Source organism: Streptomyces griseoaurantiacus, assembly GCF_036189845.1.
GTDB lineage: Bacteria > Actinomycetota > Actinomycetes > Streptomycetales > Streptomycetaceae > Streptomyces > Streptomyces griseoaurantiacus.
The window spans coordinates 4,649,859-4,668,014 of sequence record NZ_CP108326.1 but is presented as its reverse complement, the minus strand read 5'-3'; the positions used below and the strand labels follow the sequence as shown (position 1 = coordinate 4,668,014).

Below are 18,156 nucleotides of genomic sequence, written 5' to 3'. Positions count from 1 at the left end.
CGCCCGCCCGGGCCTCGGGAGGGTCAGGGCTTGGGCAGGGTGCAGCCGCTCGCGTTCAGGTTGAGCTTGTTGCCGGCGCCGAAGCAGGCCGGGATGCCGTAGGTCTCCTCCGCGTAGTTGATGCCCTTGCGAACGGTGACGGTGCCGTTCGCGTCCACCTCGCAGGGGTTGTTGACGGTGCAGCGGCCGCCGTCCTCGTTGCCCGTGTTGTTGACGGCGACGACCTTGCCGGTGGCGGTGTCGATCACCGGCGAGCCCGAGGTACCGCCGATCGTGTCGCAGGCGGAGGTGTAGCGGACGGAGTCCTTCCAGGTCCAGCCGCCCTCCTTGAGCCGGTAGGCGAAGCCGTCGATCGCGCAGGTGTAGATGCGCTTCCAGTAGCCGGAGACGACCTTGATGGCGGTGCCGGCGACGGGATGGCTGTCGTCGAGGGTGAGGGCGCTGATCCCGTAGCTGCTCCTGATCTGCGCGTAGGTGCGGGTGAGCTGGTAGAGGGTGACGTCGGTGTCGGTCATCGTCGAGTACGCGACCTTGCTCGCCCGCAGGGTGGCGACGCCGCTCCCGGCCGAGTTGAGCAGGGTGAAGGAGCGGCTGGAGGCCTGGTCGACGATCACCTCGCCGGGCTCGGGGAAGCCGGTCTCCAGGCAGTGGCCGTTGGTGAGGACGAGCGCCGGATCGGAGTCGGCGGAGGCGGGGAGCCGGACGACGGAGCCGGAGCAGTTGCTGAGCGCGACCGTGCCGGCGTAGTCGACGGCCCGGAGGGTGGGAGCGGTGTCGCGCGCGGGGGTCGTGGTGGTGTCCCGCGCGGAGGCGGTGGTGGGGGCGGAGGCGGTGGTCGGGGCGTGCGCGGACGCCGGGGCCGCCGTCGCCGTGGGGGCGGCGCCGGCCCCGGCGATGACCAGGGCGAGCAGCGCGGTGACGAGAGGCTTTCTCATGTGGGGTCCCCTCTGAGACATGACGGGGCGGCCGAAGGTCGTCCGGCCGCCCGTTGAGTTGTCATGCGCATTCTCAGAGGGGAGGTGTGCGGGGGCAAGGGGCGCTTTTCGGCCGCGAGAAGGGAACGCCGGACGTCAGTGCTGACCCCAGCCGCCCCCGCCGCCTCCGCTTCCGCCTCCCCAGCCACCTCCACCGCCCCAGCCGCCCCCGCCCCAGCCACCTCCGCCGTGTCCGCCGCCGTACGGGTTCGACGCGGTCGGGCCCGGGGCGGAGGGGGCCGGGGGGAAGGGGAAACGCGTGGGGGACGCGGGCGGGGCGGACCGGGTGGCGGAACCGCCCGGCTCCGAGCCGTCGCCCGCGCCCGCTCCGCGCGGGTTCGGGGAGGCGGCCCGCGTGATCCCGGCGGACGCGGAGGGCTCCCCCGCGCCGGAGGGCACGGCCGAGCCGGAACCGGTCGCCGAGGGGGTGGCGGAGTCGGTGCCGGAAGGGGCGCCGTCGGCGGAGGCGGAGCCCTCCGCCCCGGTGGACGCGGCCGCCGGACGCGCGGACTCCCCCGCACCGCCCGGCGTCCCGGAGGACCCCGCGCCGAAGCCGCCGGCCAGCAGGACGGCGGCCCCCGCCACGCCGAGCGCACCGGCCGCGAGCGCCGCGCGCCTGGCGGCCCGAGGACGGCCCGGGGCGGGAGGCCCGGCCTCGGGCGCGGCGGGGGCCGCCGGGGGAACGATCCGGGGCAGCTCGCGGGTCTCGTCGTAGGCGTTCTGCCACCCGTGGGCGGCCGCCGGGTCCGCGTACCGGTCGTACTCCGGCCTCCACGTCCCGGTGTCCGGGTGATACACGATCGGGTGAGCCGCGAGGGCGTCACCGCGCGACCGCACCCCGCCCGAGGGGCGGGCGTCCGCCGCCCCGTCCGCGGTGCTCTCGGCGTTCCCGGCGTTCCCGGCTTCGTCGGCGTACCCGCCGTACCCGCCGTGCGCCCCGCCCTCAGGCTGTTGCTGCCATGACACGAGGGCGCATTCTAGGGGCGCATGGGGCGCGAGGGGCAGGGGTGGACGGCACCGGGACCGAAATCGGCCGGGGCCGTACGGGTTCCCTGTGGTGGGAAACACGACGCGGACCCGCCGGGGCGGCCGTAAGCTCGCGGACATGCAGGTGATCCAGTCCACGAAGCTCGCCAACGTCGGCTACGAGATCCGGGGCCCGGTTCTCGAGGAGGCGATGCGGCTGGAAGCGGCGGGCCACCGCATCCTCAAGCTCAACACCGGCAACCCGGCCGCCTTCGGCTTCGAGTGCCCGCCGGAGATCCTCGAGGACATCCTGCGCAACGTCTCCAGCGCGCACGGCTACGGCGACGCCAAGGGCCTGCTGGCCGCGCGCCGGGCGGTCGTCATGCACAACCAGACCCTCGGCATCGAGACGGACGTCGAGAACGTCTTCGTCGGCAACGGCGTCTCCGAGCTGATCGTGATGGCGATGCAGGCGCTGCTCGACGACGGCGACGAGGTCCTCGTCCCCGCGCCGGACTACCCGCTGTGGACGGCGGCGGTGTCGCTGTCCGGCGGCACGGCCGTGCACTACCGCTGCGACGAGCAGTCGGACTGGATGCCGGACCTCGCCGACATCGAGCGCAAGGTCACCGACCGCACCAAGGCGCTCGTCATCATCAACCCCAACAATCCGACCGGGGCCGTCTACGACCGGTCGATGGTGAAGGGGCTCACCGACATCGCCCGCCGGCACAACCTGCTGGTCTGCTCGGACGAGATCTACGACAAGATCCTCTACGACGGCGCCACCCACGTCCCGACCGCGGCCGTCGCGCCCGACCTGCTGACGCTGACCTTCAACGGCATGTCGAAGGCGTACCGGGTGGCGGGCTACCGGGTGGGCTGGATGGCGATCTCCGGACCGCGCGCGCACGCCGACTCCTACATCGAGGGCCTGACGATCCTCGCGAACATGCGCCTGTGCGCGAACATGCCGGGCCAGCACGGGGTCGTCGCGGCGCTGAGCGGACGGCAGACCATCGAGGACCTGGTGCTGCCGGGCGGACGTCTGAAGGAGCAGCGCGACCTCGCCCACGAGCTGCTGACCCGCATCCCCGGGGTGACGTGCGTGAAGCCGAAGGGAGCGCTGTATCTGTTCCCGCGGCTCGACCCCAAGGTCTTCAAGATCAAGGACGACCGGCGGATGGTCCTCGAACTGCTGCGCCGCGAGAAGATCATGGTCGTGCACGGCACGGGCTTCAACTGGCCGGAACCCGACCACTTCCGCGTGGTCACCCTCCCCACCGTCGCCGATCTGACGTCCGCCATCACCCGCATCGGCCACTTCCTGGACGGCTACAGCCAGGTGTGAGCGGGGGCCTCCCCTCGGACCCGCCTCCGGCGACCAGCCATTTCTTGGATCCGCGCAACTTTAGACTGGTTCTAAGCTAGGATGGCATCTCGCAGCACAGGAGGCCATCCCCCATGTACGAACCGATCCGCACCAAGTCGGTCCACACGATGGCCGGCACCCACGAGTCCGACTTCCCGCACCGGTCCCGGGAGGAGGAGCTCGACATCCAGCTCGCCGGCCATCTCGCCGCGCTGCTCGCGGTGACCGACGAGCTTCGCGCGCTCGCCCCCTCGGACCGGCTCGACGAGTCCGCCGAGCGGCTCGCCGCCCAGGTCGGGCGGCTGCGCGGCGGCAGCCCGCCGGTCCGTGCCACGGTGCCGGTGCCGTCCGGCTCCGTGGCCGAGACGCAGGTCCTGGCGCAGGCCCTGCGCCGTCGTGCCCACGCCCTCGCCGGCCGCGCCCTGGTCGTCGCCGCCTCCCGCGCGGACACGGCCGCGGCGATCCTCTCCGCCGAGCAGATGGACGCCCACGCCGAGGCCGTGGCGGACGCCCACGCCGAGGCCGCCGCGACGGCGGTGCCCGCCCCCGGGCCCCGGCAGCTCGCGGCCCGCTGAGGCGCGCCCGCCCGCGGGGCGAGAACGGCCCCGGTCCGCGCGCCTCCGCAGCGGCGCGCGGACCGGGGCTCCGACCCACGCTTCATGTCAGTGGCCCCGCACGCCGTTGTGCGGGGCCGGTCCGCCGCGGCGGTCAGCGGCCGACGAGGAGCGCGGCCGGCCCGCCGCGGACGTGTGTGTGCCCGGTCAGCCCAGGCGCCGCACCAGCTCCCGGTACTGGTCCCACAGCTCGCGCGGGGTGTGCTCGCCGAAGGTGTTCAGATGGTCGGGCACCAGCGCCGCCTCCTCGCGCCATGCCTCCTTGTCCACCGTGAGCAGGAAGTCCAGGTCGGCCTCCGGCAGGTCGAGCCCGGCGGTGTCCAGCGACTCCCTCGTCGGCAGGACGCCGATCGGCGTCTCGACGCCCTCGGCCTTCCCCTCCAGCCGCTCGACGATCCACTTGAGCACGCGCGCGTTCTCGCCGAAGCCGGGCCAGACGAACTTGCCCTCGTCGTTCTTGCGGAACCAGTTGACGTAGTAGATCTTCGGCAGCTTCGACCGGTCCTTGTCGGCGCCCACCTCGATCCAGTGGGCCATGTAGTCGCCCATGTTGTAGCCGCAGAAGGGCAGCATGGCGAAGGGGTCGCGGCGCAGCTCGCCGACCTTGCCCTCGGCCGCGGCGGTCTTCTCGGAGGCCACGTTGGCGCCGAGGAAGACCCCGTGGTTCCAGTCGAAGGACTCGGTGACCAGGGGCACGGCGGTGGCACGGCGGCCGCCGAACAGGATCGCCGAGATCGGCACGCCCCGGGGGTCCTCCCACTCGGGCGCGATGATGGGGCACTGCGCGGCGGGGGTCGTGAAACGGGCGTTGGGGTGGGCGGCGGGCTCCGTGGAGTCCGGCGTCCAGTCCCGGCCCTTCCAGTCGGTGAGGTGGGCCGGGGTCTCCTCCGTCATGCCCTCCCACCAGACGTCGCCGTCGTCGGTGAGCGCCACGTTGGTGAAGACCGAGTTGCCCCACAGCGTCTTCATCGCGTTGGCGTTGGTGTGCTCACCGGTGCCGGGCGCGACGCCGAAGAAACCGGCCTCGGGGTTGATGGCGTAGAGCCGGCCGTCCTCGCCGAAGCGCATCCAGGCGATGTCGTCGCCGATGGTCTCCACGGTCCAGCCGGGGATCGTCGGCTCCAGCATGGCCAGGTTGGTCTTGCCGCAGGCCGAGGGGAAGGCGGCGGCGACGTACTTGGGCTCCCCGGTGGGCGGGGTCAGCTTCAGCACCAGCATGTGCTCGGCGAGCCAGCCCTCGTCGCGGGCCATGACGGAGGCGATGCGCAGGGCGTAGCACTTCTTGCCCAGCAGCGCGTTGCCGCCGTAGCCGGAGCCGTAGGACCAGATCTCGCGGTCCTCGGGGAAGTGCGAGATGTACTTGGTGCTGTTGCAGGGCCAGGGGACGTCACTCTCGCCCTCGGCGAGCGGGGCGCCGACCGTGTGCACGGCCTTGACGAAGAAGCCGTCCTCGCCGAGTTCGTCCAGGACCGGCTGTCCCATGCGGGTCATGGTGCGCATGGAGACGGCGACGTACGCGGAGTCCGTGATCTCCACGCCGAGCGCGGAGAGCGGGGAGCCGAGGGGGCCCATGCAGAAGGGGACGACGTACATCGTGCGTCCGCGCATGGAGCCGCGGAAGACGCCGCCCCGACCGTCCCGGCCCCGGAAGATCTCCCGCATCTCGGCGGGGTCCTTCCAGTGGTTGGTCGGCCCCGCGTCCTCCTCCTTCGCGGAGCAGATGAACGTGCGGTCCTCCACGCGCGCCACGTCCGAGGGGTCGGAGGCGGCGTAGTACGAGTTGGGCCGCAGCACCGGGTCGAGCTTCGTGAACGTGCCCTTGGCGACGAGCTCCCCGCACAGGCGCTCGTACTCGGCCTCGGATCCGTCGCACCAGACCACGTCGTCCGGCTGGGTGAGTTCGGCGATCTCGTGCACCCACGAGATCAGTTCCTGATGGCGGGTGGGGGCGGTGGAGGGAACGGTGGTGGGAGCCGCGATGTCGCGCGCCACGATTGCTCCTAGATGAGGGGTTTTGTGTTGGAGGCCCCGTGGGGGCTGCGACCCGGATGCGTCACGGCGTCGATCCCTCGGCGCTCATCCGGTGCCGACCGCACTCATTTGATCATCCGACCCTGCTGCCCATATGTCCAGAGGGCCGCACAACTGAGCGGCGTGAGCAATGCCACTCCAGAGCGGGTTTCTTTTCGCGCGAGGCGGGTTCCCCGGGAAGGTTTCCCGGAACGTCCCGGATGCGCGAGGAGCAGGCGACGATCCCGCCGGGCCGCGAGGGGCCCCGAAGAACCTGGTCCCGGCCACCCGCGCCGCCCCGCCCGCCGTCCGGAATCCGCCCGCCCCCGCCTCCGCGGGAATACAGACTCATGTTTGACTTACGGCCCCGCCGGTACCATGCCGGGCATGACAGCGTCCGTCCCCGACGCGCCCACGGACACCACGGCCGCCGCCGGCGGCGGTCCCACGGCGCTCCCTCTTCCCCACCCCGTCAAGCCCAAGCTCCGCGGCTGGCTGCACCTCGGCATGTTCCCGGCCGTCCTCGTGGCCGGCCTCGTCCTCACCGCGCTCGCCGACTCCCCGCGCGGCCGGATCGCCTGCGGCATCTACGTGCTGACCGCCTGCCTCCTGTTCGGCGTGAGCGCGCTGTACCACCGGGGCACCTGGAGCCCCCGCATGGACGGCGTCCTGCGCCGCCTGGATCACGCCAACATCTTCCTGATCATCGCGGGCACCTACACCCCGCTGACCATGCTGCTGCTCCCCGACGCGCAAGGGAAATGGCTGCTCTGGGGCATCTGGGCGGCGGCCGCCGCGGGCATCGTCTTCCGGGTGTTCTGGGTCGGCGCCCCCCGCTGGCTGTACACCCCCTGCTACCTGGCCATGGGCTGGGCGGCGGTCTTCTACCTGCCGGACTTCCTGCACACCGGAGGCGTCGCCGTCCTGGTGCTGGTCGTCGTCGGCGGCCTCCTCTACAGCGCGGGCGGCGTGGTGTACGGCATCAAGCGCCCCAACCCCTCACCCCGCTGGTTCGGTTTCCACGAGGTCTTCCACTCCCTCACGCTGGCGGCGTTCGCCGTGCACTACGTGGGGATCTCCCTGGTCGCCTACCAGCACGCGTAGCACTCCGAGCACATGGGGCACCCGCGGCCCGGGGGCCGTGGACGCACGCCACGGCCCCCGGGTCGCCCCGTGCGGCCCCACGGCCCGGGACCGCGCACCGGGGAATCCACAGCGCCGGTCCCCCGCCCGCGTGCCATCCTGGCCGGGTGAACGGACCGGAGATACGCATCGAATTCGCCCCCGAGCTGCACCTGTTCGTACCGGCCGCCCGGCGCGGCGGAGCCAGTACGGCCTCCACCGACGGCGTCTCCACGCTCGGCCATGTCGTCGAGTCGCTCGGCGTCCCCCTCACCGAGGTCGGCACGCTGCTGGTGAACGGCCGCGAGGTCACGGCCGCGCACGTCCCCGCCGCCGGCGAGTCGGTCACCGTACGGCCCGTCGCCCACCCCCAGCGCGTCCCCGGCGCACCCCTGCGCTTCCTCCTCGACGTCCACCTCGGCACCCTCGCCCGGCGGCTGCGCCTGCTAGGCGTCGACACGGCCTACGAGTCCCTCGACATCGGCGATCCCGCGCTCGCCGCCCGCTCCGCCGCCGAACGGCGCGTGCTGCTCAGCCGCGACCGGGGGCTGCTGCGCCGCAGGGAGCTGTGGGCGGGCGCCTTCGTCTACAGCACCCGCCCCGAGGAGCAGCTCGAGGAGGTCCTCGACCGCTTCGCGCCCGAGCCGCACCCGTGGACCCGGTGCACCGCCTGCAACGGGCTGCTCCGGGCGGCCGCCAAGGAGGAGGTCGCGGCCCGGCTGGAAAGCGGCACGCGACGCACCTACGACGCGTTCGCCCAGTGCCGGGAATGCGGGCGGGCCTACTGGAAGGGCGCCCACCACGACCGGCTGGAGGCCATCGTGGAACGCGCCCTCACCCGCACCCGCCCCGCCGACCGGACCGGCTGAGCGCCCCGCTCCCGGGCCGGGCCTCCCGGGACCGGCACGGTCCGGGCGGGGCGTCCCGCGCCCCCGTGCCCTCGATCAGCCGCCCAGGGCCGCGCGCAGCTCCTCGGCATCGCTGGTCGGGGCCTCGCAGACGAAGTTCCGGCACACGTAGGCGGCCGGGGCGCCCCGCCTGAGCGGCCGGTCCGCGAGGAGGGGGAACTCCTCGCTCCCCTCGGCCCCGACCGCGACGACCGCGCCCGGAGCCCTGCCCAGCAGTGCCGTGCGGTGCAGGGCGGAGGTGTCCGGATCGTCCAGGGACGGCCCGACGACGGCGACCTCGCGGGGGCCGTCTAGCAGCGCCTCGGCCACCGCCAGCCCCCAGCCGACGAAACGGGGGGCGCGCGGCCCCAACGTGCGCACCACGCCGAGCGCCTGCTCCGCGGCGGTGCGGTGGGCCTCGGAACCGGTGTGCGCGGCATAGGACAGCAGGGCACCCGCGGCGGCGGTCCAGCCGGAGGGGGTCGCGTTGTCGGTGGGGTCCTGCGGCCTGCGGATCAGCTTCTCGGCATCGGACGCCGTGTCGAACAGCGTGCCCTCCTCGCCCGTGAACCGGGTGCGCACATGGCCGAGGAGCAGTCCGGCGAACTCCAGCCAGACACCCTCTCCGGTGACCTGCGCCAGCGCGAGGAAGCCCTCGGCGACGTCGGCGTAGTCCTCCAGCACGCCCGCGTGCGCCCCGGCCCGGCCGTCCTTCGACGTGCGGGTCAGCCGTCCGTGCTCGTCCAGGTGCAGCCGTACGAGGAGGTCGGCGGCGCGCACCGCCGCGTCCACCAGGTCGGGGCGGTCGAAGTAGGCGCCGGTCTCGGCGAGCGCGGCGATCGCGAGCCCGTTCCAGGCGGCGACCACCTTGTCGTCGCGCCCCGGAGCCGGCCGCGCGGACCGCGCCCCGAGCAGCCGCTCCCGCACCGAGGCCACCCGCTCCGCGTCGAACACCCCGTCGGTCTGCGGAAGTTGCAGCACGGACTGCCCGTGCTCGAACGTCCCCTCCTCGGTGACACCGAAGTACCGCGCGGCGAGCCCGGCGTCCTCCCCGAGCACCTCGGCGAGCTGCTCGGGCGTCCACACGTAGTACGCGCCCTCGACGTGCCTCCCGGTGCCGTCGTCGCTGTCGGCGTCCAGCGCGGAGGCGAAACCGCCCTCGGCGGTGCCGAGTTCACGCACCATGAACTCCGCGGTCTCCAAGGCCACCCGCCGCGCCAGATCGGACCCGGTGGCCCGCCACAGGTGCGCGTAGACACGGCACAGCAAGGCGTTGTCGTAGAGCATCTTCTCGAAGTGCGGCACCACCCAGTCGCGGTCGACGGAGTAGCGGGCGAAGCCGCCGCCGAGCTGGTCGTAGAGGCCGCCGCGGGCCATCCGCTCGCAGGTGTCCGCCGCCATCTGCAGCGCGCCCTCGGAACCGGTGCGGGCGTGGTGGCGCAGCAGGAACTCCAGCACCATCGACGGCGGGAACTTCGGGGCCCCGCCGAAGCCGCCGCGCCGCGCGTCGTACTCCCGGGTGAGCCCGAGCAGCGCCTGCGCCATCTCCTGCTCGCCGGGGACCTGCGCGCCGCCGTGGGCCAGTTCGCGGCCGGCGAGGTCCCGGGTGATCTTCCCGGCAACGTCGGCGACCTCCTCGCGGCGCTCGGTCCACGCCTGGTGCACGCCCTGGAGGATCTGCCGGAAGGAGGGCGAGCCGTGCCGGGGCTCGGGCGGGAAGTACGTGCCGAAGTAGAACGGTTCGGCCTCCGGGGTCAGGAACACGGACATGGGCCAGCCGCCGTGCCCGGTGGCCGCCTGCACGGCCTCCATGTACACGGCGTCGACGTCGGGGCGCTCCTCCCGGTCGACCTTGACGGACACGAAGTGCTCGTTCAGGTACGCGGCGGTGGCCTCGTCCTCGAAGGACTCGTGCGCCATGACGTGGCACCAGTGGCAGGCGCTGTAGCCCACGCTCAGGAACACGGGGACATCGCGCCGCCGGGCTTCCTCGAACGCCTCGGCCTCCCAGGGCCACCAGTCGACGGGGTTGTCCGCGTGCTGGAGGAGGTACGGGGACGTGGCCTGCGCGAGTCGATTGGGCATACCCCCATCCTCGCGCACCCACCGGCGCCCGCCCGTGCGCCACGGGGAGGGCCGGCCACCCGGTCACCGACGGTGGTGAGCACTCCCGCCGGTCCGGCCCTTCGCGGCCGGGAGGTCAGCCGGTCAGGGCCGCGAGGGTGTCCTCCAGGTCGGTGGCCCGAGGCTGGTTGTGGGGGAGCTTGGCGAGGATCGCCGCCATGCCGCAGGTGTTGGTGAGGGCGGAGAGGACCAGGCCGCCCGCGACACCCGCGGAGAGCCGGCGGGCCGCGCTCCGGCGCCGTCCGGCGAGCAGGCCGGTCAGGACGAGGGATCCGGCGGCGAGGCGGACCTGGCGGTCCATGGCCCAGGGGGTACGGGCGCCGACCGGACGCTGGGTGTCATGGCCGAGCCGCGTCCAGGCGGTGGTGCCGCCGGTGAGGGTGGCTGCGGCGATGTCCTGCTCGGCGAGGCGCCTTGATGCCTGGGCGGAGCGGGCACCGGAGGCGCACACGAGGAGGAGGCCACCGCGGTCCGCGGCGGCCCTCAGTGCGGGCAGTGCGGCGTCGAGGTGGTCGAGGGGGACGTTGTGGGCGCCGGGCAGATGGCCGGAGGCGTACTCGCCGGGGGTGCGCACGTCGACGACGGTCAGTTCGTGCAGGCGGGCGTTGGCCTGGGCGGGGGTGAGAGCGGTGGTGGATGCCACGGGAACTTTCCTTTGCTCGGTAGGGGTCACCCCTTCGGTAGGATACCGGAGGGGGTATATCGAGGGAGTGTGGTGTGGTGGAACTGACGATGGCGGCCGAGGAACTGAAGAAGGTGGTCAACCGGCTGCGCCGGGCGCAGGGTCAGATCGCCGGTGTGATCGGGATGATCGAGGACGGGCGGGACTGCGAGGACGTCGTCACCCAGCTCGCCGCGGCCTCCCGGGCCTTGGACAGAGCCGGTTTCGCGATCATCGCCACCGGTCTGCAGCACTGCCTGACCGACGCGGACATGGCCGCTTCCGGCGACCGGGAGCAGATGCGCGCCCGACTGGAGAAGCTGTTCCTGTCCCTGGCCTGAGCCGCGGGGACGCGACGCCCCTCGTCCGTCGCACTCCTCGTATGAGGGCGTTCATATGAGGGCGTCGACGAGCATGAAGGCGGCCACGGCGAGCAGTACGACGGCGAAAGTCCGCTGCAGCAGGGTGCCGGTCACCTTGGCGGCCAGGCGTTTGCCGTCCCAGGCGCCCAGGATCGCCGCCCCGGTGAAGGGGCCGATGAGCGCCCAGTCGATGCCGGCGGTGGTCGCGCTGCGGGTGGCCAGGGAGGCCAGCGAGTTGGCCGAGATGACCAGCAGGCTGGTGCCCACCGCGGCCTGCATCTCGAATGCCAGCACGGTGACCAGGGCCGGGACGGCGAGGAAGCCTCCGCCCACACCGAGCAGTCCGGTCAGCGCGCCCAGCCCCGCGCCGGTTCCGGCGGCCCTGACCGGCCGCGCCCCGCCGGTCGCCGGACCGGCGGCGGTCCGGCCGGGACGCAGCATGCCGACCGCGGCGAGTGCGGCGACGGCCGCGAACGCGGCGGTCAGTATCGGCTGGGGAAGGCGGGACGCCGCGGCTCCCGCCGCGGCCGCGGGCAGGAGGCCCGCCGCGGCGAACAGGGCGCCGGCTCTCCAGCGGACGTGGCCGCTGCGGGCATGGGCGTACAGGGCGGTGAGCGAGGTGGCCGTGACGATGATCAGGCCGGCGGTGGTCGCGGCGGCCGGGGTGAAGCCGAGCAGGTAGATCAGCGCCGGGACGGCCAGGACGCTGCCGCCCCCGCCCAGCGCGCCGAGTGCGAGTCCGACCACCGCCCCCGCGATCAGAGCCAGGATCAGGGCACTCACGCGAGGACACCCTCGCTGCCGCCCGGACCGACGACCGGCAGCCCCGCGCACGCCCGGTCGGCCATGCCGCCGGTGACGTCCGCGGTCTGCGCACCGCCTCCGTCCGGCAGCTCGGCGGCCTGCGGGGAGCGGTGGCCGGAGCGCCAGATCGTGACCACCGGTCCGCCCTTCGCGGCCGCCGGGAGCGGCGCCCCCGCCACCGGACGAGAAAGAGGCAGGTGCGGCGCCTCGGGAGCGTGCCCGGCGCTCCGCTCGGGTGTCTCACGGACGTCCAGGAGGACGGCGGTGCCGTCGCTGGCCTGCCGGTGGGCGGGTCGGGGGGTGAGGCGGGCGGAGCCGCGGCGGAAGGGCGACAACATGGTTCGATCACTTTCCAGCGGGGGTGGTACAGGGGGACGGTCAGTCGGTGCGGCCTGGGCGGACCAGGGACAGCCCGGGATCCGTCGCGGCGTCGAAGCCGTCGTCGACGGCGACCACGTCGCGGCCGGCGGCGTCGAGGAGGGAGGCGGCGATCGCGGCGCGCATTCCGCCGGCGCAGTGCACCCACACCACTCCGTCCGGCACGTCGCCGATACGGCGGGGCAGCTCGTGGATCGGGATGTGGACGGAGCCCTCGATGTGGCCGACCGCGCGCTCGGAGTCCCGGCGTACGTCCAGGACGACCACGTCGTCGCCGCGCTCGCGGACCTCGGCGAGGTCGGCGAACCGGGCGCGGGGGAAGGAGGCGAGCCGCTCCCCCTCACCGATCCAGTCGGCCGGGTCGCCCGTGGCGGAGGCGGCCGGGCGGTCGATGCCCACCCGCGCCAGCTCCCGCTGTGCGTCGGCGACCTGCTTCGGGGTGTCGGCCAGCAGGGTGAAGGGCTTGCCCCACGGGATCAGCCAGGCCAGGTAGGTGGCGAGCTTGCCCTCGCCCTCGAAGTTGAACGCCCCGGCCACGTGCCCCTCCGCGAAGGCCGTGCGGCTGCGCAGGTCCACCACCCACTCGCCCGCGGCCAGCCGGGAGGCGATCTCCTCGGCGTCCGCACGTCCCGGCGGGGTGAGGTCGACCGGTGCCGGGCCCGCGGCGTTGGCCGGCCCCATGTGCGCGTAGTAGGCGGGCACGTCGTCCAGCCCGGCGAGTATCCGGGCGACGAAGGCGTCCACGTCCAGGGTCAGCGCGTCGTTCGTCTCGCGCTCCTTGCCGATCGTGGTCGCGTCCCCCACGGCCTGCGAGGAGGAGCAGAAGCTGCCGAACCCGTGGGTGGGCAGCACCGGGACCTCGTCCTCCAGTTCGTCGGCGAGCCGGTGGGCGGAGGCGTGCTGGGCGCGAGCGAGCTGCTCCGTCAGCCGCGGCTCGACCAGATCGGGGCGGCCGACGGTGCCGATGAGCAGGGACCCGCCGGTGAACACCGCCACATCGCGCCCGTTCTCCGAGAGGGCGTAGGAGGTGTGGTGCGGGGTGTGCCCGGGCGTGGCGATCGCGTGCAGCACCAGGCCCTCGTCCACCGTCACCGTGTCGCCGTCCGCGACGGGGTGACGGGCGAAGGACACGTGGGCCCCCGCCGGGACCAGGTACCGGGCGCCGGTCACCCGGGCCAGCTCCAGACCGCCGGTGACGTAGTCGTTGTGCACGTGGGTCTCGGCCACGAAGGCGATACGCACCCCGCGCCGGGCCGCTGCGGCGATGACCTGGTCGATGTCCCGCGGCGGGTCCACGACCACCGCGCCGGCGGAGCCGCCGGCCAGGTAACTGCGGTTGCCCAGGCCTTCGAACTCCAGGGTGTCGACGAAGAACACGTTGCATGCCTCCTCAGGTGCGATGTACCCCGGGGGGTATCTGACGTGCACTGTAACAGCTATACCCCCGGGGGTATTCCTGGGTCGGGTCGGCCCCGCGAGGCTTCGCCCCGCGTGCTGCGGGGACCCGCCCGGGAAAGTGGGTCAACCGTTCCGCACCACTCGGGAGTGCCCGTGTCCTACGACCGCACCATCCGCCTCGGCGGCGACTTCGACACCACGGTCACCGCCGTGCGCGAGGCCCTGGCCGATCAGGGCTTCGGCGTCCTCACCGAGATCGACGTCCGGGCCACCCTCAAGGCCAAGCTCGGCCACGACATGGAGGACTACCTGATCCTGGGCGCCTGCAACCCGCCGCTCGCCCGCCGGGCGCTCGAGGCCGATCGCAGCATCGGGCTGCTCCTGCCCTGCAACGTCGTGGTCCGCCGCGACGGCGACACCACGCTCGTCCAGGCTCTCGACCCGGGCACCATGGTCACCCTCACCGGCCTGCCCGCCCTCGAAGGAGTCGCCGCCGATGCCACAGCCCGGCTGGACGCCGCCCTGAGGTCACTCAGCTGACCCGGGGCCCGCCCGGCCGGTGATCCGGTGGGCACGGCAGAAGCGGGACGCACCGCACCGTCGGCGAGCGAGCGGTCGCGGGGAGGACAGGCAGCGGCCCGCAGCCGATCACGTCGCCGCCGACCCCGTCCCGGCGCTGCCGGGCCCGAGCAGCCCTCCTGGCCGCGGGGGTCCGCCGGAGAGGACTGCCCGCCCCACCCACACGCTCCGGCCCGGCGCCCTCGACGCCCCCGTCCGAGGGGCGGTCCCGCCCCCGCACGCCCCCTGTCGCAGCCGTCGTCCGGCAAGGACACTGGGGGCGGAGTCGGTGGGCGCCGAAGGGGGAGCGTGGCATGCGGGAGGCTCATCGCGCGGATGCGGAGCGGTTGTTGGCGCGCGCCGTGGAGGAGGAGGTGCGGCGCTCCGGGGGGCGTACGGACGGCGCCGTGCTGCTGTCCCGGGCCCGGACCGCGCTGGACGCGATGGCCGAGGCGGCCGCCGAGGAGTACGGGGCCTACACCCGCGCCCTGGACGAGGCGGAGGCCGGCCGGCAGACCTTCGCCCAGCGGTACGCGAAGGCGGGTGCCGGGACCTCCCTGATGGTGGCGGGGGTGGCCGCGCTGACCGCCGTCGTCTCCGACGCCGCCCTCGGGACGGGCGCCGGCACCGCGCTGGGGGCCGGGGCCGTCGTGGGAGTCGTCGGGGCCGCCGCCACCGTCGTGAAGGTGGGCGCAGGCCATGTGCCGGCCGCGCACCACCGGGCGGGGGCGCTCGGCCAGCCGGGCGGCCCGGAGCAGCTCCGGCTGCAGTGGCTGACCGCGCTGGAGGTGCGCGGCATCCGCCCGTTCCTGGACCAGCAGCGGGTGCTGGCCGCCTCGACCGGGCCCGTCACCAGGTCCGCGCCCCGGCTGCGCGGCAGCGACAAGAGCGCCGCCGCGCGCAGCCGCACCGTGCTGGCCCAGTCGTTCGCGCACCTGCCCGCGCCCGTCGACGGGTTCGCGGGCCGGCGCACGGAGCTGTCGCGGATCGCGCAATGGGTGCACGCGGCCCGCGCGAGCACCGGGACCAGACCGACGGTGGTCGTGCTGCACGGCGCCCCCGGCTCGGGCCGCACCTCGCTGGCGCTGCGGGCCGCGCACGATCTGCGCGACCAGTTCCGCGGCGCGTGCGTCGTCGATCTGCGCGGCGGCAGCCCCAAGGAGCCTCCGCTGTCCACCCGGGAGGCGCTGCTGCACATGCTGAACCGGCTGGGCGCGCCCCGCGAGCAGTTGCTGTTCCGTGAGCGTTCGGCGCCGGACCAGCAGGTCAGGCGGCTACGCGAGGTGTACGACCGGCATCTGACGGGGATGCCGGTGACGATCGTGCTGGACGACGCGCAGGACGTGGGGCAGGTCGCGGCGCTGGTGCCGGAGCACTCCGAGAGCCTGATCCTCGTCACGGCGCGGGAGCCGCTGCGGTTGCCGTCGGAGCCGGCGGCGGACCGGGCGTGGACGATGCACGAACTGCCGGTCCGGCCGCTCGACGCGGCCGGTGCGGAGGAGCTGCTGAGGAGTTCCGCACAGGACGCCTCGGGGCCCTACGACGCGGAATCGGCGGAGCGGGTACGGCAGTTGTGCGGCGGACTGCCGCTGGCCCTGCGGCTGGTCGGCTCCTCGCTGGGGCCGCGCACCCCGCAGCGGCTCGCCGCGGACCTCGGGGCGTACGGGCCGGTGGAGCCGGTGGAGCGGGCGCTGTGGCTGCGGTACACGGACCAGTCGGAGGGGGCGCGGCGGCTGCTGCGGCGGCTGGCGCTCGCGGGCCGGGCCTCGCTGGGCGCGGCCGCGGCGGCCTCGCTGCTGGCGGCGGACGGGCCGGAGGCGGCCCGGCAGCTCACCGCGCTGGCCCGGGCCGGCCTGCTGGACCATGTGCGGGGCGACCGCTACCGGCTGCACGACCTGGTGCGGACGTTCGCGGCGGCCCGGCTGGCCGACGAGGAGGAGCCGGCCGAGCGGACGGCTGCCCAGGAGCGGCTGATCGCGAACTACGCGGAGCTGGCGGACGCGGTGCTGCGGATGGTCGACGGCAAGATGTCGACGCGGTCCGACCGCTTCGGCTCGCACGGCTTCGTCTCGCTGGACGCGGCCCTGCACTGGCTGGACGACGAGTCGAGCTTCATCACCGCCGCGCTGCGGCACGCGGAGGGCGTCGACCAGGCGGCGGTGCTGAACCTGCTGGGCGCGCTGTGCGACTACTGCCTGCTGCGCGGGGACCTGTACCGGCTGGGCGAGATCAGCGAGCTGGCCCAGTCGGTGGACCAGGGACTGCTGGTGCGGTCGGTGCAGTGGCGCACGGGTATCGCCGCGCGTCAGCTCGGTGAGCTGGACCGGGCCCGGACGACCCTGACCTCGGTGGTGGACCTCTACATGGAGGCGCACCACGACGCGGGAGCGGCGCGGGCGCTGTGCTCGCTCGGCATCACGCTGCACCACCAGGGGCAGCTCGCGCAGGCGGCCTCGAAGCTGCGGGAGGCGATGGATCTGCAGGCGCCCCCGGAGCTGGCGGCGGACCGTGCGTGGACGATGCACGCGCTGGCGGCGGTGGAGCGGGACCGCTCCCGCCTGACCGAGGCGCTGGAGCTGCTCGAGGAGGCCCTGGAGCTGCACCGGCGGTACGACTCGGTGCACGGGGAGGCGTGGACGCACTACCAACTCGGTCAGCTCGCCCTGCGGATGGGCGAAGTGCACCGGGCCGAGGCGGAGCTGCGGGCCGCCCTGGACCTGTACGGCCGCACGCGGGACGGCCGCGGCGAGGCCTGGGCGCTGACCCAGCTCGCGCGGACGCTGCTGGTGGGCGGGGAGGCCTCGCAGGCGGTGGAGGCGCTGAGCCGGGCGGCCGCGCGGCACCGGGAGAACGAGGACGCGCGGGGCGAGGCGTGGACCGTGTACTACCTGGGGCAGGCGCTGGAGGAGACCGGGGACCTGGACCGGGCGGTGCGGGAGCTGGAGCGTTCGCGCACGATGTTCTCGCGGATACGGGACGTGTACGGACTGGCGTGCGCGCGGCACCATTCGGCACGGGTCACCCGGGACCAGCGGGCGGCGCAGACCGGTTCGCTGCGCAATTCGGGCTTCGCCCGGCAGCTCCTGGTGGACGCCCGGGCGGACTTCCAGCGCATCGGGGTGGCGCACGGTGAGGCGTGGACGTGCCTGGAGCTGGCGGTGGTCGACGCGGGCAACGCGCGGACGCGGGCGGCACTCGGGCTGTGCGACGAGGCGCTCGGCCTGTTCACCTCGTACGGGGACCGGCGGGGCGAGGACTGGGCGCGCTTCCTGCGCTGCACGCTGCTGCCGTACGCGGCGCCGGGCGGGGTGGAGGTGGGGACGGCGGTGGCCCAGGAGGAGCTGGCCCAGCTCGCCCGTGCCGGGCACGCGCTGCGGGACCCGAAGCTGGAGGAGTACGTGGCGGCGTACGGGTTGCTGCTGGAGCGGGGGGTCAGCCTGGAGGTGGCGTGGCAGGCCTGGCCCCTCGGCATGGTGCCCGACCGGCACGCGCGCGAGGTCATGGGCGTGCCGGTGCCGGCCGGCGACCGGTAGACGTGCCGGGGCCCACCACCCTCGGCCCGGCGGGAGGTTCCGGCGTGCGGGGCGGTGGGTGCGCCGGGGCGCGCGAGCGGCCGGGACCGTCCGCGCGCCGGGGCGTCACCCCCGCACCGGGAGCGTCAGCCCTTCGCGGGGGACGCCCCCTCGCCCGGGGTCTCGGCCTCGGCGGGGGCGGACTCCTCGAAGTCCACCTTCCGCATCTGCTTGCTCATGGACTTCATCAGGCCCCACACCGCCAGAGCCATCACCGCGAAGACGATGAAGCCGAGGACACCGGGGGTGACCTTGTTCTCGTCCACCTCCGCGAGGGGGACGAGGTGTGTCACTGCCAGGCTCACGCTTGCGCTCATGCGCCCATTGTCCCCCAGTGCCCCCGGGGCCGGACCG

The 18,156-nt window shown here is 74.1% G+C and carries 16 protein-coding genes; 7 read left to right on the top strand and 9 right to left on the bottom strand.

The features are described from left to right. Nucleotides 1–23: 23 nt before the first annotated feature. Nucleotides 24–935, bottom strand: a complete 912-nt coding sequence (locus OHB09_RS20870; RefSeq protein ID WP_191851541.1) for a S1 family peptidase — start codon at nucleotides 933–935, stop codon at nucleotides 24–26. Between the two features lie 135 nt (nucleotides 936–1,070). Then, a complete protein-coding gene (locus OHB09_RS20865) occupies nucleotides 1,071–1,940 on the bottom strand; it encodes a hypothetical protein (protein WP_319118922.1) in 870 nt (289 codons plus the stop codon). Nucleotides 1,941–2,079: 139 nt separating this feature from the next. Here OHB09_RS20865 and OHB09_RS20860 point away from each other — a divergent pair, with 139 nt between their 5' ends. Together OHB09_RS20860 and OHB09_RS20855 are read left to right on the top strand one after the other, a co-directional pair. Continuing rightward, nucleotides 2,080–3,291 (top strand): pyridoxal phosphate-dependent aminotransferase, encoded by a 1,212-nt coding sequence (locus OHB09_RS20860; RefSeq protein WP_040893942.1) that lies wholly within the window; start codon nucleotides 2,080–2,082, stop codon nucleotides 3,289–3,291. 113 nt (nucleotides 3,292–3,404) lie between these two features. Continuing rightward, nucleotides 3,405–3,887: an SCO4983 family protein gene (locus OHB09_RS20855; protein ID WP_191851543.1), complete on the top strand. Its 483-nt coding sequence runs from the start codon at nucleotides 3,405–3,407 to the stop codon at nucleotides 3,885–3,887. Between the two features lie 186 nt (nucleotides 3,888–4,073). Here the strand turns inward: OHB09_RS20855 and OHB09_RS20850 are convergent, their stop codons facing one another. Then, nucleotides 4,074–5,918, bottom strand: a complete 1,845-nt coding sequence (locus OHB09_RS20850) for a phosphoenolpyruvate carboxykinase (GTP) (protein WP_167793427.1) — start codon at nucleotides 5,916–5,918, stop codon at nucleotides 4,074–4,076. Between the two features lie 405 nt (nucleotides 5,919–6,323). Between OHB09_RS20850 and trhA the strand changes: the two genes are divergently transcribed. Both trhA and OHB09_RS20840 read left to right on the top strand, forming a co-directional pair. Next, entirely contained in the window at nucleotides 6,324–7,040 is a 717-nt protein-coding gene (trhA, locus tag OHB09_RS20845; protein WP_167793426.1) for a PAQR family membrane homeostasis protein TrhA, read from the top strand. Between the two features lie 146 nt (nucleotides 7,041–7,186). After that, nucleotides 7,187–7,927, top strand: a complete 741-nt coding sequence (locus OHB09_RS20840; protein ID WP_006138205.1) for a Mut7-C RNAse domain-containing protein — start codon at nucleotides 7,187–7,189, stop codon at nucleotides 7,925–7,927. Nucleotides 7,928–8,002: 75 nt separating this feature from the next. On the opposite strand, the gene OHB09_RS20835 is transcribed toward OHB09_RS20840, so the two are convergent. Next, complete coding sequence (locus OHB09_RS20835; protein WP_328922364.1) at nucleotides 8,003–10,030, bottom strand: thioredoxin domain-containing protein; 2,028 nt, start codon at nucleotides 10,028–10,030, stop codon at nucleotides 8,003–8,005. A 115-nt stretch (nucleotides 10,031–10,145) separates the two neighbouring features. Further along, on the bottom strand, nucleotides 10,146–10,712 hold the full coding sequence (locus tag OHB09_RS20830; RefSeq protein WP_319118920.1) for a rhodanese-like domain-containing protein: 567 nt from the start codon (nucleotides 10,710–10,712) through the stop codon (nucleotides 10,146–10,148). A 77-nt stretch (nucleotides 10,713–10,789) separates the two neighbouring features. On the opposite strand from OHB09_RS20830, the gene OHB09_RS20825 reads away from it, so the two are divergent. Then, nucleotides 10,790–11,071 (top strand): metal-sensitive transcriptional regulator, encoded by a 282-nt coding sequence (locus OHB09_RS20825; RefSeq protein WP_040894018.1) that lies wholly within the window; start codon nucleotides 10,790–10,792, stop codon nucleotides 11,069–11,071. A gap of 51 nt (nucleotides 11,072–11,122) precedes the next feature. On the opposite strand, the gene OHB09_RS20820 is transcribed toward OHB09_RS20825, so the two are convergent. The 3 genes from OHB09_RS20820 to OHB09_RS20810 are packed head-to-tail and all read right to left on the bottom strand — an operon-like array spanning nucleotide 11,123 to nucleotide 13,651. Further along, nucleotides 11,123–11,875: a sulfite exporter TauE/SafE family protein gene (locus OHB09_RS20820; protein WP_167793423.1), complete on the bottom strand. Its 753-nt coding sequence runs from the start codon at nucleotides 11,873–11,875 to the stop codon at nucleotides 11,123–11,125. After that, nucleotides 11,872–12,234: a rhodanese-like domain-containing protein gene (locus OHB09_RS20815; protein WP_319351563.1), complete on the bottom strand. Its 363-nt coding sequence runs from the start codon at nucleotides 12,232–12,234 to the stop codon at nucleotides 11,872–11,874. Before OHB09_RS20815 ends, OHB09_RS20820 begins: the two co-directional genes overlap by 4 nt. A 40-nt stretch (nucleotides 12,235–12,274) precedes the next feature. After that, nucleotides 12,275–13,651, bottom strand: coding sequence for an MBL fold metallo-hydrolase (locus OHB09_RS20810; RefSeq protein WP_328922363.1), 1,377 nt, complete (start codon nucleotides 13,649–13,651; stop codon nucleotides 12,275–12,277). 174 nt (nucleotides 13,652–13,825) lie between these two features. On the opposite strand from OHB09_RS20810, the gene OHB09_RS20805 reads away from it, so the two are divergent. Next, nucleotides 13,826–14,212: a DUF302 domain-containing protein gene (locus OHB09_RS20805; RefSeq protein ID WP_167795803.1), complete on the top strand. Its 387-nt coding sequence runs from the start codon at nucleotides 13,826–13,828 to the stop codon at nucleotides 14,210–14,212. Between the two features lie 332 nt (nucleotides 14,213–14,544). Next, nucleotides 14,545–17,763 (top strand): tetratricopeptide repeat protein, encoded by a 3,219-nt coding sequence (locus OHB09_RS20800; protein ID WP_328922362.1) that lies wholly within the window; start codon nucleotides 14,545–14,547, stop codon nucleotides 17,761–17,763. A 125-nt stretch (nucleotides 17,764–17,888) separates the two neighbouring features. On the opposite strand, the gene OHB09_RS20795 is transcribed toward OHB09_RS20800, so the two are convergent. Continuing rightward, the gene (locus OHB09_RS20795; protein ID WP_078630767.1) at nucleotides 17,889–18,119 is read right to left on the bottom strand and encodes a hypothetical protein; all 231 of its coding nucleotides are present in this window, start codon (nucleotides 18,117–18,119) and stop codon (nucleotides 17,889–17,891) included. Nucleotides 18,120–18,156 lie beyond the last annotated feature (37 nt).